Genomic DNA, 16,162 nt, shown 5'->3' on the forward strand with positions numbered 1-16,162 from the left:
TTTTCTATGAAAGAAAGGCGGGGCAATGATGAAAGTAAATAAAAAACAAGTTATTAAATTATTAGAGACAATCGGCCTGTTTATGGAACTAAAGGGCGCGAATCCATTTAAAATATCTGCATTTCGTAAAGCGGCAGCAGCACTAGAAAGTGATGATCGTAGTCTTTCTGAGATTGAAGATTTCACGAAGATTCCGGGCATTGGAAAAGGAACAGCAGCAGTGATTCAAGAATATATAGAATCGGGAACATCTGAAGTGTTACAAGAGCTTGAACAAGAAGTGCCAAGTAGCTTATTACCGTTATTAAAATTGCCAGGCCTTGGTGGTAAAAAGGTAGCTAAGTTATATAAAGAACTTGGTGTTGTTGATATGGAATCGCTAAAAGCGGTTTGTGAGGAAAATAAAGTACAAGCTTTAGCAGGCTTCGGTAAGAAGACAGAAGAGAAAATATTAGAAGCAATCGATCAAGTAGGATCTCGTCCAGAGCGTTTACCAATCGCAATGGTATTGCCTATTGCCGGGGAAATAGAGGAGAAATTGTCGAATATTGCTGAAGTAATTCGTTTCTCTCGTGCTGGTAGTTTGCGCCGTGTTCGTGAAACAGTGAAAGATTTAGACTTTATCATTGCAACGACAGAACCAGCTGCAGTACGTGAGCATTTACTTCAATTTGATAATATGATTGAAGTAATCGCAAGTGGAGATACGAAAGTTTCTGTTCGTCTTCAATATGAATATGATATTTCAATCGATTTCCGTTTAGTAAAACCAGAAGAATTTATTACAACCCTTCACCATTTCACAGGATCAAAAGACCATAACGTAAAAATGCGTCAAATCGCGAAAGATAGAGGCGAGAAAATTAGTGAGTACGGGGTAGAAAACTTAGAAACAGGTGAAGTGAGAACATTTGAAACAGAAGAGGAGTTCTTCGCTCATTTCGGTCTTCCATTTATCCCGCCAGAAGTGCGTGAAGATGGAAAAGAAATTGAATTAATTAAAGAGTATCCAAACTTAATTCAATTCTCTGATATACAAGGTGATTTACATATGCATACAACATGGAGTGACGGTGCTTTTTCAATTGAGGAAATGGTACAGGCATGTCGTGCTCGTGGTTATAAATTTATGGCAATTACCGACCACTCTCAATACTTAAAAGTAGCGAATGGTTTAACGAAAGAGCGCCTTTCTGAACAAGCGAAAGAAATTGAACGTATGAACGAAAAGTATCCAGACATTACAATTTTACGCGGAATTGAAATGGATATTTTACCGGATGCAACACTTGATTTTGATGATGAAGTATTAGCAGAATTAGATTATGTTATTGGGGCGATTCACTCTAGCTTCTCACAAGACCGTGAAACGATTATGAAACGTCTTCGCGCTGCGCTAGAGAATAAGCATGTCACAATGATTGCTCATCCGACAGGACGTCTTCTTGGACGACGCGCAGGCTATGATGTAGATACAGATTTATTAATCGAACTCGCAAAAGAAACAAATACAGTTTTAGAATTAAATGCGAATCCAAACCGTCTAGATTTAAGCGCGAAATTATTAAAACAAGCACAAGATGCTGGTGTAAAAGTAGCGATTAATACGGATGCTCATACGCTTGAAATGTTAGAAGATATGGAAACAGGTGTAGCAGCAGCACGTAAAGGTTGGATTCAAAAAGATAACGTGATTAACACGTGGGATATTGAACGTTTATTAGACTATATTAAACGTAATAAGTAACACAAGGGGGACCTGCAACATGTTAGAAAGAACGTTGCGTGTATTAGAATATAATAAAGTAAAAGAGCAATTACTTGAACATACAGCCTCTTCACTTGGCCGTGACAAAGTGAAACATTTAGTGCCGAGCACTGATTTTGAAGAAATTGTAGAAATGCAAGATACAACGGATGAAGCAGCGAAAGTCATTCGTTTAAAAGGTAATGCACCATTAGGTGGTATTACGGATATTCGCTCAAATGTGAAGCGTGCAAAGATTGGAAGTATGTTAAGCCCAAATGAACTACTTGATATTGCCAATACGATGTATGGTAGTCGCAATATGAAACGTTTCATTGAAGATATGGTTGATAATGGTGTTGAGCTGCCAATTTTAGAAACTCATGTCGCTCAAATTGTATCTTTATATGATTTAGAAAAGAAAATTACAAATTGTATTGGTGACGGCGGAGAAGTAGTCGATAGTGCGAGTGATAAACTGCGTGGTATTCGTACTCAAATTCGTACTGCGGAAAGCCGTATTCGTGAAAAGTTAGAAAATATGACGCGTTCTTCAAACGCGCAAAAGATGCTATCTGACGCGATTGTAACGATTCGTAACGAACGTTACGTAATCCCAGTAAAACAAGAATACCGCGGCGTATATGGCGGTATTGTTCACGATCAATCAGCTTCTGGACAAACGTTATTTATTGAACCGCAAGTCATTGTAGAATTAAATAACGCGCTTCAAGAAGCACGAGTGAAAGAAAAACAAGAAATTGAACGCATCTTATTGATGTTAACAGAAGAAGTGGCAGTAGAAGCGGATATCGTTTTATCTAACGTAGAAGTAGTTGCGAATCTTGATTTCATTTTTGCGAAAGCTTTTTATGCGAAGCGTATTAAAGCAACGAAGCCAATCGTAAATAACGAGCGTTATATGGATTTAAGACAAGCGCGCCATCCGCTTATTGATCCAGAAATTATCGTGCCAAATAACATTATGTTAGGTAAAGATTTCACGACAATTGTTATTACAGGACCGAATACAGGTGGTAAAACAGTTACGCTGAAAACAGTTGGTATTTGTGTATTAATGGCGCAATCTGGTCTTCACATTCCAGTAATGGATGAGTCAGAGATTTGTGTATATAAAAATATCTTTGCTGATATCGGTGATGAGCAATCGATTGAACAAAGTTTAAGTACGTTCTCTTCACATATGGTGAACATTGTTGATATTTTAGAAAAAGCTGATTTTGAAAGCTTAGTTTTATTCGATGAATTAGGTGCTGGAACAGACCCGCAAGAAGGGGCTGCACTAGCAATTTCAATTTTAGATGAAGTATGTAATCGTGGTGCTCGCGTTGTTGCTACGACGCATTACCCAGAATTAAAAGCATACGGATATAATCGTGAGCAGGTTATTAATGCGAGCGTTGAGTTCGACGTGAATACATTAAGCCCAACGTATAAATTATTGATCGGTGTACCAGGACGTAGTAATGCCTTTGAAATTTCGAAGCGTCTTGGCTTATCTGATCGCGTGATTGATCAAGCTCGTAGCCACATTAGTACAGATACAAACAAAATTGAAAATATGATTGCGAAGTTAGAAGAAAGTCAAAAGAACGCAGAGCGTGACTGGAACGAAGCAGAAGCACTTCGCAAGCAATCTGAAAAACTGCATCGCGAATTACAGCGTCAAATTATTGAATTTAATGATGAGCGCGATGAAAAATTATTAAAAGCGCAAAAAGAAGGGGAAGAAAAAGTCGAAGCTGCAAAGAAAGAAGCAGAAGGCATTATTCAAGAACTTCGTCAATTGCGTAAAGCACAGCTTGTAAACGTGAAAGACCATGAACTTATTGAAGCGAAGAGCCGTCTAGAAGGTGCGGCGCCAGAGCTTGTGAAGAAACAAAAAGTAAACGTGAAAAACACAGCACCAAAACAACAATTACGTGCAGGCGATGAAGTAAAAGTATTAACATTCGGTCAAAAAGGTCAATTACTTGAAAAGGTAAGTGATACAGAGTGGAGCGTACAAATTGGTATTCTGAAGATGAAAGTAAAAGAATCCAATATGGAATACATTAATACACCGAAACAAACAGAGAAAAAAGCAGTCGCAAGTGTGAAGGGTAGAGATTACCACGTTTCATTGGAACTTGATCTTCGCGGTGAACGTTATGAAGATGCAATGATGCGCGTTGAAAAATATTTAGACGATGCACAGCTGGCAAGCTATCCTCGTGTATCAATCATTCACGGTAAAGGAACAGGAGCACTTCGCCAAGGTGTACAAGATTACTTGAAGAAGCATCGCGGTGTGAAAAACTACCGCTACGGTGACATGGGCGAGGGAGGCCTAGGCGTAACAGTGGTCGAATTAAAATAGCAAACAATGAAACAAAGGGGAAACCATTATATGTTTATGGACAAACTTGCAAAAGTATTGTTAGCTTGTTGTGGAATATTTTTGGTGATTGGGGTTATTTATTTAGTTGTTTTTGCGAAGTAAAAAAAGCGTCAATCGTGGCAGAATGATATTGCCATAGATTGACGCTTTTAATATATATGAAAAGGAATAAAACATGAAAATCAACCAATACATAAGTGAAGCAAAATCTTGCTCAAGACGTGAAACAGATCGCCTTATCAAAGCAGGACGCGCTGCAATTAACGGCGAAATTTGTAAGCACGGCGCAATCGTGAACGATGGTGATGTTGTAACGATTGATGGACAGGTTCTTGCAAAAGAAGAGAAAGAAAAGGTATATATCGCCTTTCATAAACCAGTTGGTATTACTTGTACAGCAGCTGATCATATTGAAGATAATATTATTGATTATATTAATTATCCAGAGCGTATCTTTCCTGTGGGACGATTAGATAAAGCGTCGGAAGGACTTATTTTATTAACGAATGACGGCGGGATTGCGAATCAAATTTTACATGGTGATCATGAGCACGAAAAAGAATATGTTGTTACTGTCGATAAGCCGTTTACAGATTGGTTTATTAATGAAATGTCCAGCGGTGTAAAGATTAAAGATGGAATGACGAAGCCATGTAAAGTGACGAGAGTGGATCAATCTACATTTCGCACCGTTTTAACGCAAGGAATGAACAGACAAATTCGTAGAATGAGCCGTGCCTTCGGGTTTACTGTAACTAAGCTAAAGCGAGTTCGTATTATGAATATAGAGCTAGATGGATTGGAATCTGGAAAGTGGCGGGATGTTACAGCGGAAGAATTAGAAATATTAATAGGGCAGTTATAGGGAGGAAATATTTTCTCCCTATATTTTTTTGTCAGAAAAAATAAAACTATTGATTTTTTAAAAAATAGCCCATATAATAAAAAAACAACAAGTTTCGACAAGATATTTTATAAAAGTAATGATGAGGACATGAGTTGTTTTTGACGATTCTCAGAGAGGGAAGCCTAGGCTGTGAGCTTCCTAATACGGAAAGACAAACTTACCACCTCTAAACTTCAAGAGTGAACTGCATGATGCATTGTAATTCTTGGCGGATAAAACCGTTATTAATTTACACGAGCTATAAAATGAGCTTATTTTGCTATAAATTCATTTTATTAGAATAAGGGTGGAACCACGATTTCAACACTCGTCCCTTTGTTAGGGACGGGTGTTTTTTGCGTTCTTTTACGGGGAAGTATGCTTGAAAGAGGACATATGACGGATTTTAATTCAGAATATTTTGTCAATAAATTATTTAGGAGGTAGTAGAAATGAAATCATCTTTAAAGTTTTCTGAGATGTTTGCAATAAGTTTAATGTTATTTGCACTATTTTTCGGTGCAGGTAATATGATTTTTCCGCCAGCGTTAGGACAAGGTGCTGGAACAGATGTATGGATTGCGTTGTTTGGTTTTATCGTAACAGGTGTTGGGTTGCCTTTATTAGGAGTTATCGTTATCGCTCTAAAAGGAGATATTAATGAGCTAGCAGGACGTGTACACCCTGTATTCGCGCTCGTTTTTATCACTGCAATTTATTTATGTTTAGGCATATTTGTAAGTGTTCCACGTACAGGAACTGTTGCTTATGAAATGAGTGTTGCACCGTTTTTACCAAGTGAGATAGCTGGTCAATCGTATCCACTTGTTATCTTTACATTCATTTTCTTTGCCGTAACTTTCTATTTAGCTTTAAACCCATCGAAATTAGTGGGCCGCATCGGTAAAGTATTAACTCCGATTTTATTAGCTGTTATTGCAATTATCGTAGGTAAAGCGCTTATTACACCAATTGGAGAATTTGGTGCACCGACAGAAGCGTATAGTGCTCCGCTCTTTAAAGGTTTTATTGATGGATATTTAACTTTAGATGGACTTGCAGCACTTGTTTTCGGAAATGTTGTTATTAATGCGTTAAAAACAAAAGGTGTTACAAATAAAAACAGCATTGCAAAAGTAACAATCTTTGCAGGGTTTATTGCAGCGCTTGGTTTACTACTTGTTTATTTAGCGCTTGCTTACCTTGGAGCTTCTAGTGTGTCTCTTGGAATGGGGGCAAACGGAGGAATTATTTTAACAAACGTTGTAAATCATTTATTTGGTAGTTACGGAACTTTATTATTAGGAATTGCAATTACAGCAGCATGTTTAACAACTTCTGTAGGTATTGTTGCAGCTTGTGGGGAATATTTTTCTTCCTTATTACCAAAGCTTTCTTATCAAAAGGTTGTTTTCATCTTCTGTGTATTAGCATTTATGGTAGCAAACCTTGGATTAACTCAGTTAAACGCATTAGCATTACCGATTTTAATTGCAATTTACCCAATTGGTATCGTACTGATTGTATTATCACTTGTTGAAAACTATATTCGTCTTCCATTAGCTATGTATGTAGGCGGTATTGTAGGTTCATTTGCAATTAGCTTCTTTGATGGATTGCATAATGCAAATCTTCAAGTAGCGGCCCTTGCTCCTATCTTAGATAAGATTCCATTATATAGTGTAGGGATTGGTTGGCTAGTTCCGGGTATCATTGGAATTGCAATTGGATATGTAGTTTCTTTATTCCAAAAGCAAGAAGTTGCTGTAGAAAAATAGTGAAAAGAGGCTTTCTATGAAAGAAAGTCTCTTTTTTTGTAGGGAAAATCATATATAGGGAAATTTAGATATTAAAAGTTTTATACGTAATATAGTTGACAAAAAAATTAGCATTAGGCTAAGATTGATTTAGTTGTGGAAATATTGGAAGGAAAGTGAGGAGTGAAAGGTATAAAGTTTTCTATAACGATATCATTTTTGTAGATAGAGGTGATAGAGTAGGTGAATGGTAGTTTTATTTTTTTTGATCTCCATTGAGAATGATAATCAACAAAAGAGATAGGGACTTATGTTAAAATGCGAATCGCTCTTTATAAGGAATAGGGAGGGATATTATTTTTAACACGCAGTGAGAATGATAATCAATAATATCTATAGTACATAAACAAATTACAGGTAAATAATGATAGAGGATTATTATTTTTTTCTCATAAATTGAGAATAATTATCATTTTCAAAAAGTATGGATGAAGGATAAACAAGGAGGAAGTAAGCCAAATGAGAAAGATTTCTGTATTACCCGCTTTTATTATAACGTTCGTATGTATGCTAGCTTTTCTTGTCATGCCATATGGGAAAGTTTCAGCACAACTAGCTGACGGTACGTATGATATTAACTATGTCATTCAAAAAGCGGAAAATGATTCAGCTTCAATGGCAAATGATTATTTTGAAAAACCAGCTAAGCTAGTTGTGAAAAATGGCGAAATGAAAGTACAAATTCCGATGAATCATAGTGCTTGGATTACAGAATTTAAAGCACCTGAGAACGGGAATTTTGTTGATGCAAAAGTTGTTAGTAAAGATGAATCAGCAGATAAAAGAACTGTAGAGTTTAAAATAGACGATTTATCTAAGCCAGCAGCTGCAAAAATTCACGTTGTTGTACCTAACGTAAATTATGACCATAACTACACAATTCGCTTTGCGTTTGATGCAAATGTAAAAGCGGTAGGTGGAGAAAATAAAGCAACTACTGTAACAAAGAATAATGATCAAACAAAAACAGATACACAAGTAAAAGAAGAAGAGAATAAAGAAGAGAATAAAGAAGCAAATAAAGAGGCGAGCAAAGGAACAAATGAAAGTGGAAAAGCTGAAAAAACAGATAATCCAAAAACAGGTGATGAATCACGCATCGGATTATTTGCAGCGTTAATTCTTATTTCAGGTGTTTTCTTAATTCGTAAAGTACGTCAAAACTAAATAAAGGAGCGTTATTCCATTGAATAGATATCTTAAAATTGTTGTTGCGATGTGCTTAATGATATTTACGTTCATCTCAACATTACAACCTCTCGCAGTTCAAGCAGCAAGCCAACTAGCTGACGGTGAATATTCAATCGGTTTCAAAGTTCTTAAGGATACATCAGATGAAGAATCTATGATGAATCAATATTCTGTAAGTCCAGGAACTTTAAAAGTGAAGGATGGGAAGAAGAAGGTATCCTTTACGTTAGAACATAGTTCATGGATTACGAAGTTTGAAACAGAAAAAAATGGCCAGTTTGTTGCAACAAATGTAATTAGTGAAGATAAAGAAAAAGATACAAGAGTAGTAGAATTTGAAGTGAACGATGTAGAGAAAGTATTAAATGCGAAAGTAAAAGTAGACATAGACTTTTTAAATTATCATCATGACTATGATGTGCGTATTGCATTTGATCAAAATAGTATTACACCGATTCATGTAGAAAAACCAAATGAAAAAGAGGATCCAGCAAATAAGCCAGATCCAAATGAAAAACCGGATCCAAGTCAGAAGCCCGACCAAAAGCCTGACCCAGATCAACAACCCAATTCTAACACAATTAACGATGGAAATTATAGTATTCCATTTAAAGTGTTAAAAGATCAAACAGATGAAGAATCTAAGATGAATACTTACATGGTAAATCCAGGAGTATTAAAAGTAGAAAACGGTAAGAAAAAGGCAATTGTAACACTAAAAAGTAGCTCATTAATTAAAAATTTCCAAACGGAAAAAGATGGTGCATTTGTTGATGCAAAAGTAGTGAGTGAAGATAAAGAAAAAGATACAAGAGTAGTAGAGTTAGAAGTGGACGATTTATCAAAAAAACTAAATACAAAAGTATTTATCGAAATGGCATCAAGAAACTATAAGCAAACACATGATGTACAACTTTTATTTGAACAAGATAAACTTGAGCCAATTAAAAACGAAGAAAAGCAACCAGACGGTGATAAAAAGCCAGAGGTAGAGAAACCAGAAGTAGAGAAGCCGAATGTTGAAACAATTAAAGACGGCGAATACAGCATTAACTTTAAAGCGTTAAAAGATCAATCAGAAGAAATTTCAATGATGAACACGTACACGAAGAGTCCAGGTGTGTTAAAAGTGAAAGATGGTAAAAAATATGTATCATTCACATTAACGAATAGTGCATGGATTACAAAGTTTGAATTTGAGAAAAATGGTTCGTTTGTTGATGCGAGTGTATTAAGTGAAGATAAAAAAGCTGATACACGCGTAGTGGAAGTAGAAGTAGATGACTTATCGAAAAAATTAAATGGAAAAGTAAAAGTAGATATCGATTCAATGAATTATCATCATTTCTACGACATTCAATTTGCATTTGATAAAGATAGCATTAAACCGTTAGACAACCAAGGTGGAAATGGCAACCAAGGCGGAAACAACAACCAAGGCGGAAACGATAACCAAGGTGGAAACAACAACCAAGGCGAAAACAATAACCAAGGCGGAAACAATAACCAAGATAATAACACAACCATTGATCCAAAAGCTCTTAAAGATGGTGAATACAGTATTGGCTTTAAAGTTTTAAAAGATAAAACAGAAGAAATTTCAATCATGAACACATATACAAAGAGTCCGGCTGTACTAAAAGTGAAAGATGGCAAGAAGTATGTATCGTTTACATTAACGAATAGTGCATGGATTACAAAATTTGAGTTCGAGAAGAATGGCTCTTTTGTTAACGCAAAAGTGTTAAGTGAGAATAAAGAGCAAAATACAAAAGTAGTAGAGTTAGAAGTAGATGATTTATCGAAAAAATTAAATGCAAAAGTAAAAGTGGATATTGATGCAATGAATTATCATCATTTCTACGATGTTCAATTTGTATTTGATGAAAATAGTATTAAAGCTTTAGGTAACCAAGGCGGAAATGATAACCAAGGCGGAAATGATAACCAAGGTGGAAACGACAACCAAGGTGGAAACAACAACCAAGGCGGAAATGACAACCAAGGTGGAAATAATAAACCAAAAGTAATAGTTGATCCAAAAAATTTAGTAGATGGTGAATATGATATTCCATTTAAAGTGTTAAAAGATAAAACAAATGAGCTTTCAAAGATGTATGACTACACTGTACATCCAGCAAAATTAATCGTTAAAGATGGTAAAAAGTACATTGAAATGACACTGAAAAATAGTGCGTGGATTACGAAATTCCAAACAGAAAAAAATGGTCTATTTGCTGATGCAAAACTCGTGAGTGAAGATAAAAATGCAAATATGAGAGTAGTGCAATTTGAAGTAAGTGATTTATTTGCAAAATTAAATGCAAAAGTAAAAGTTGATATCAATGAAATGAACTACCACCATTTCTACGATGTCCAAATTCAGTTTGATACAAATAATATTGGTGCGTTAGGAACGATTAAAGAGGATCCAAAAAAAGATCCGAAAAATGATCCGAACAATCCAGTGATTACACCGAAAGTAGATAATGTAAAAAAAGTAGATAATCCTAATTTTAACCGAAATGCAGATGATAAGAAGAAAAAAGAAGAACAAAAAAATGATCCAAAAAAAGAGAAAAACTCAAAAACGGCAGATACAGCACAACTAGGTTTATACATGGTGCTACTGCTTGGATCACTTGCTTTGCTAGTTCGTAAATATAGAGCAGGTAGATTGTAATTTTTGAAGTCTTGATGCATGTTCGCATGCATCAAGACTTGTTTCATATTGTTTGGAAAGGAGTGGTGATTGAGAGTGAAGAAACTTGCAAGTGTACTAATGGCTATCATTTTATTAGTGAGTATAGCTGGATGCTCGGCGCCCAAAAAAGAAGCAGCAAAGCAGGTAAAGAGTGAGAGTAAAGAGAGAGTTGTTGCCACGACAGTCGCTGTTACTGAAATTATGGATGCGTTAGAAGTAGATTTAGTTGGTGTTCCAACAAGTACGAAAGATTTACCAAAGAGATATAAAGGTATACCTGAAGTCGGGAATCCGATGAGTCCTGATATGGAAAAGGTAAAATCATTAAAGCCGTCAGAAGTATTATCCGTGACAACACTTGAATATGAATTAAAGCCAGTTTTTGATGGTATAGGTATGAAAGCAAACTTTGTAGACTTAACTAGTTTAAAAAATATGCAAAATTCCATTAGTAAATTAGGTAAGCAATATGGACGTGAGAAGCAGGCGGAAGCAGTTGTAACGAAGTTAGATAACAAAGTTACAGAGATTCAAAAAGCAGTAAAGGGAAAGAAAGAACCGACAGTGCTTATTTTATTAGGTGTGCCGGGGAGTTATTTAGTAGCAACGGAGCATTCTTACATTGGAGATTTAGTGAAGCAATTAGGCGGTAAAAACATTGTACAAGGTGAGCAAGTAGAGTATTTAGCCTCTAATACAGAGTATTTAAAAAAAGCAGATCCAGACATTATTTTACGAGCGGCACATGGTATGCCTGATGAAGTTGTAAAAATGTTTGATAAAGAATTTAAAACAAATGATATTTGGAAACACTTCGCTGCAGTTAAAAATAATCGTGTTTACGATTTAGAAGAGCGTTTATTTGGAACGACAGGAAATTTAGAAGCAATTGAAGCGTTAGATGAATTGAAGAAAATGATGTATCCGTGATGCATTTTAATATAAAGGAAGAGTGGAATGAATAAAAAAACTTGGAGTTTCTTCATTGTTACTGTATTACTTATTGTTATGACATCATTGTCAGCAATGAAAGGGAGTTTAGAAATAGGGATAGTGGACCTTGTGCAAGGAATATTTACAGGAGCCAATGAAGATGTTGAAGTAATTAAAGATTTACGTTTCCCGCGTATTATTATTGCGCTGTTCACCGGGGCGGCTCTTGCTGTTTCAGGTGTGCTTTTTCAAGCGGTTATGAAAAATCCACTTGCTGATGCTGGAGTGATCGGTATTTCTTCAGGAGCAAGTTTTATGACACTTGTTATTATTACGTTATTCCCGCAATTCTTTTTCTGGACACCAGTATTCGCCTTTTTAGGTGGTGCGTTCGCATGTTATCTCGTTTATGCATTTTCGTGGAAGTCAGGGCTAAGTCCACTTCGCATTATTTTAGTTGGTATAGCGATTAATGCGATGTTTACTGGATTAAATGAATCATTCATTACAATTTGTGGATATTTCATTAAGAGTATTAAGCAAACGACGACTTCTAACATAACGATGAAGACGTGGGGCGATGTAGAAATAATGGTTACGTATGGAACAATTGGTCTTATTCTTGCTCTGTTTGTAGGAGCGTGGTGTAACTTATTATCGCTACAAGATAAGACTGCGAAAAACTTAGGTTTGCACGTGACGAGAGTTCGTCTTATTATCTCTGCTATTGCAGTACTTTTAGCGGCAGTATCAACAGCGATTGCAGGTGTTATTGCTTTCGTAGGATTACTCGTTCCGCACATTTCAAGACAATTAGTCGGTTCAGATCATAAAGTATTAATTCCATTTTCTGCTCTTGCAGGAGCGTTATTAATTTTGACGGCGGATACGATTGGAAGGTTAATTGTGCCACCTAACGAAATTCCAGCGGCGACGATTATGGCAGTTATTGGTGGCCCATTCTTAATATTCTTGCTTAGAAAGAGTGATAAAGTTCATGGAAATTAAAAATGTAACCTTTTCGTATGATAATGTAACGGATCGATTAAAGTCGGTTAGTAGTGAAATAGAAATTGGTAAAATTACAACAATTATTGGTCCAAACGGCTGTGGGAAATCGACATTACTTGGCGTGATGTCAAGAAATTACGATCCTCGTAGCGGAGAGGTAATACTGGATGGGAAGGCGATTAGCCAATATAAACCGAAAGAGTTTGCTAGAAAGTTAGCCGTTGTCCATCAACAAAATGAAGCACCGGCAGATATGACGGTGGAGAAATTAACAAGTTTTGGTCGTATGCCTCATAAAAATATTTTTTCCTCGCAAACTGATGAAGATAGAGAAGCAATCGAAAGGGCTTTAGCATGTACGAATTTACTAAGTAAACGTGATAAAGAGATTCATGCTTTATCTGGTGGAGAAAGACAACGTGTTTGGATTGCTATGACGTTAGCTCAGAAAACACCAATGCTCTTTTTAGATGAACCGACCACCTATTTAGATATTTATTATCAACTTGAAATATTAGAGTTAGTAAAAGAGTTAAATGAAGTACATGGATTGACGATTGTTATGGTATTACACGATATTAATCAGGCGATTCGCTATAGTGATCATATCATTGTTATGAAAGACGGTGAGATTGTTACGAAAGGTAAGCCGAATGATGTTGTGACAGAAAGTATGATAAAGACGATATACGGTGTAGATGTCGTTGTAAAGCAAGATGAAGATACAGGGCTGTATATGGTCCCAATGGGTATTTAAATATGCGAACAATCCGTTTTGAGGTGATAATTTGAGTAGTAAAAAAGAACGGAAGAAGAATTCTTTTTTTCAACGAATACTTACAGTTGTTTTTTTAGGTACCTTTTTCTATTCAGTATATGAATTAGGGGATATTTTCATGGATTACTATGAAAATCGTAAAGTAATGGCCGAAGCACAAAACATTTATGACAAAAGTCCGATGGAAGAGCAATCACAAGACGGGGAAGTGCGTAAACAGTTCAAAGCTCTGCAGCAAATTAACCAAGAAATAGTTGGGTGGATTACGATGGATGATACACAAATTAATTATCCAATCGTTCAAGCGAAAGACAATGATTACTATTTATTTCGTAATTATAAAGGTGAAGATATGAGAGCAGGAAGCATCTTTATGGACTATCGTAATGATGTGAAATCTCAAAATCGAAATACTATTTTATATGGTCACCGTATGAAAGATGGTTCTATGTTTGGAAGTTTAAAGAAAATGTTAGATGAAGAGTTTTTCATGTCACATCGTAAATTATATTACGATACATTATTTGAAGGATATGACCTTGAAGTGTTCTCGGTGTATACAACAACAACTGATTTTTATTACATTGAAACGGATTTTAGCAGTGATACAGAATACACATCATTTTTGGAGAAAATCCAAGAAAAATCGCTGTACAAAACGGATACAAAATTGGCAGCAAGTGATCAAATCGTAACACTTTCGACGTGTGACTATGCACTTGATCCGGAAGCAGGAAGGTTAGTCGTGCATGCGAAACTAGTAAAAAGACAGTAAATAAAAAAGTATAGAATATGAGAAGTGGTAACGCTTCTCATATTCTATACTTTAAAGAAATATGTTTACTGTGCTGCAGCCATTGGCATACGTACAACTTTCACATCATAGTAAGAGATTTTATTATCAAGAATATAATCTGGCATTCCGCCTTGATGTGAGTGAGCTGCTTTAAATGCTGAGCTCTTCGTCCAACCTTGGAAATCTTCTTTTGCATTCCAGCGTGTGCTAATTGTTACTTCATCATAATCAACTGTATTTTGAGTTAAAAGAACTTCTAATCCTAAAAAGCCTGACATCGTTTCAACTTGACCTACTTTATTAAAACGATCAATTAATTTATGTCCATTTCCCTTTGTAATTTTAGCTGTATTTGTAACAATAATCATGTTTTATTCCTCCTATTAAATGTAGCCTGTATTTTCGAGAACTCATATACATTAAATGATAATGAAAATCATTATCATTGTCAATGGTAAATATGAAATATATAAGGATTTTTTCTATTATGTTGGACAGTAAGAAATTCAGTTCAAAATGTAGTAAATATGGGGCAGTTAAGCGAGAGAATGAGCGAGTTGTACTAGCAAAGCAATAATATGGTATAGTGAAACGAGGCTGTTTTTTTCAGTCTCTTTTTTTAAATGCTTCCTCTTGAGAAAGCATGCAAATGGAAAGGAAGTTATTATATGCGATCAGAAGTTACTATAAAAATAAAATCGAAATTTATAAAAGAAATTAAAAGTGGATATCCGCTTATTTTAAAAGATGCAATTCAAAATTTAAATGATGTTCAGGAAGAAGGAACAATCATTAAAGTAGTAGATGAGAAGAACCATTTTGTCGGAAAAGGTTATTATGGAAAACAAAATAAAGGATACGGCTGGATTTTGACGAGAAAAGAGAGTGAACAAATTAATCAATCTTTCTTTGAAAGTAAAATAAAATCTGCCTTACATAAACGAAAGCAATTTTACAAATCAAGTGATACAACAGCATTCCGCGTCCTGAACGGTGAAGGTGATGGTCTTGGAGGCTTAATCATCGATTATTATGATGGCTATTATGTAGTAAGTTGGTATAGTGAAGGGATTTATACTTTCAGAGATGAGATTATAGCAGCTCTTCAAAAAGTAGCAAACTTTAAAGGTATTTATGAGAAAAAGCGTTTTGATACGAAAGGGAAATACATTGAAGGTGATGATTTCGTAGCAGGAGAGCGTGGCGAGTTCCCGCTTATCGTAAAAGAAAATGGTGTGAACTTTGCGGTGTATTTAAACGACGGAGCGATGGTTGGTGTATTTTTAGATCAGCGTAACGTTCGAAAACAAATTCGTGATACATATGCAAAGGGAAGAACCGTGTTAAATATGTTCTCTTATACAGGTGCTTTTTCTGTATTTGCAGCGCTTGGCGGAGCGAGCAAAACGACGAGTGTGGATCTTGCAAATCGTAGTTTAAGTAAAACGATTGAGCAGTTTAGTGTAAATGAAGTTGATTATGAAGCACAAGATATTATTGTAGAAGATGTCTTTCTGTACTTTAAATATGCAGCGAAGAAAAAGATGAAATTTGATATGGTCGTACTTGATCCTCCAAGCTTTGCACGCTCAAAGAAATATATATTTAGTGCAGCGAAAGATTATAAAAACTTATTAAAAGAAACAATTGCCATTACAGAAAATAACGGGATTATCGTTGCTTCTACAAATTGTAGTGCGTTCGATATGAAAAAGTTTAAAGGATTTATCGATACGGCATTTAAAGAAATGAATGGCAAATATAAAATATTAGAAGAACATTCTTTACCAGAAGATTTCCGTACCATTGATCAATTTAAAGAAGGAGACTATTTAAAAGTAGTTTTCATCGAGAAAATTAAAGGTTAATAAAGAAAAAGGAGCTCGAGTTTACTTGAG

At 35.5% G+C, this 16,162-nt stretch carries 12 protein-coding genes and 1 other annotated feature; of the genes, 11 read left to right on the forward strand and 1 reads right to left on the reverse strand.

Annotated features, from left to right (window positions below):
• Positions 1-28: 28 nt before the first annotated feature.
• The 10 genes from polX (at position 29) to srtB (ending at position 14,243) form a co-directional block, all read left to right on the forward strand.
• Positions 29-1,747 (forward strand): DNA polymerase/3'-5' exonuclease PolX, encoded by a 1,719-nt coding sequence (gene polX / locus ACXVYO_RS19685; protein WP_458468273.1) that lies wholly within the window; start codon positions 29-31, stop codon positions 1,745-1,747.
• A gap of 19 nt (positions 1,748-1,766) precedes the next feature.
• Complete coding sequence (locus tag ACXVYO_RS19690; RefSeq protein WP_458468274.1) at positions 1,767-4,127, forward strand: endonuclease MutS2; 2,361 nt, start codon at positions 1,767-1,769, stop codon at positions 4,125-4,127.
• A 196-nt stretch (positions 4,128-4,323) separates the two neighbouring features.
• Positions 4,324-5,013: a 23S rRNA pseudouridine(2604) synthase RluF gene (locus ACXVYO_RS19695; protein ID WP_458468275.1), complete on the forward strand. Its 690-nt coding sequence runs from the start codon at positions 4,324-4,326 to the stop codon at positions 5,011-5,013.
• Positions 5,014-5,122: 109 nt separating this feature from the next.
• Positions 5,123-5,373: a binding site (T-box leader), on the forward strand.
• Between the two features lie 113 nt (positions 5,374-5,486).
• A complete protein-coding gene (brnQ6, locus tag ACXVYO_RS19700; RefSeq protein ID WP_458468276.1) occupies positions 5,487-6,812 on the forward strand; it encodes a branched-chain amino acid transport system II carrier protein BrnQ6 in 1,326 nt (441 codons plus the stop codon).
• Positions 6,813-7,310: 498 nt separating this feature from the next.
• Positions 7,311-8,018 carry a heme uptake protein IsdC gene (gene isdC, locus ACXVYO_RS19705; RefSeq protein WP_458468277.1) on the forward strand — a complete coding sequence of 236 codons (708 nt, stop codon included), beginning with the start codon at positions 7,311-7,313 and terminating at the stop codon, positions 8,016-8,018.
• A 19-nt stretch (positions 8,019-8,037) separates the two neighbouring features.
• A complete protein-coding gene (locus ACXVYO_RS19710; RefSeq protein WP_458468278.1) occupies positions 8,038-10,725 on the forward strand; it encodes an NEAT domain-containing protein in 2,688 nt (895 codons plus the stop codon).
• A gap of 69 nt (positions 10,726-10,794) precedes the next feature.
• Positions 10,795-11,676, forward strand: coding sequence for a heme ABC transporter substrate-binding protein IsdE (gene isdE, locus ACXVYO_RS19715; protein ID WP_458468279.1), 882 nt, complete (start codon positions 10,795-10,797; stop codon positions 11,674-11,676).
• A gap of 27 nt (positions 11,677-11,703) precedes the next feature.
• Positions 11,704-12,687, forward strand: coding sequence for a FecCD family ABC transporter permease (locus ACXVYO_RS19720; protein WP_001036817.1), 984 nt, complete (start codon positions 11,704-11,706; stop codon positions 12,685-12,687).
• Entirely contained in the window at positions 12,677-13,447 is a 771-nt protein-coding gene (locus ACXVYO_RS19725) for an ABC transporter ATP-binding protein (protein WP_458468280.1), read from the forward strand. Before ACXVYO_RS19720 ends, ACXVYO_RS19725 begins: the two co-directional genes overlap by 11 nt.
• Positions 13,448-13,478: 31 nt before the next feature.
• Positions 13,479-14,243, forward strand: coding sequence for a class B sortase (srtB, locus tag ACXVYO_RS19730; protein WP_458468281.1), 765 nt, complete (start codon positions 13,479-13,481; stop codon positions 14,241-14,243).
• Positions 14,244-14,308: 65 nt separating this feature from the next.
• Here srtB and isdG read toward each other — a convergent pair whose 3' ends face one another.
• Positions 14,309-14,632, reverse strand: a complete 324-nt coding sequence (isdG, locus tag ACXVYO_RS19735) for a heme oxygenase (protein WP_458468282.1) — start codon at positions 14,630-14,632, stop codon at positions 14,309-14,311.
• Between the two features lie 300 nt (positions 14,633-14,932).
• Between isdG and ACXVYO_RS19740 the strand changes: the two genes are divergently transcribed.
• The gene (locus ACXVYO_RS19740) at positions 14,933-16,132 is read left to right on the forward strand and encodes a class I SAM-dependent rRNA methyltransferase (protein WP_458468283.1); all 1,200 of its coding nucleotides are present in this window, start codon (positions 14,933-14,935) and stop codon (positions 16,130-16,132) included.
• Positions 16,133-16,162: the final 30 nt, after the last annotated feature.

The sequence above is a fragment of the Bacillus sp. BC08 genome, assembly GCF_054326875.1.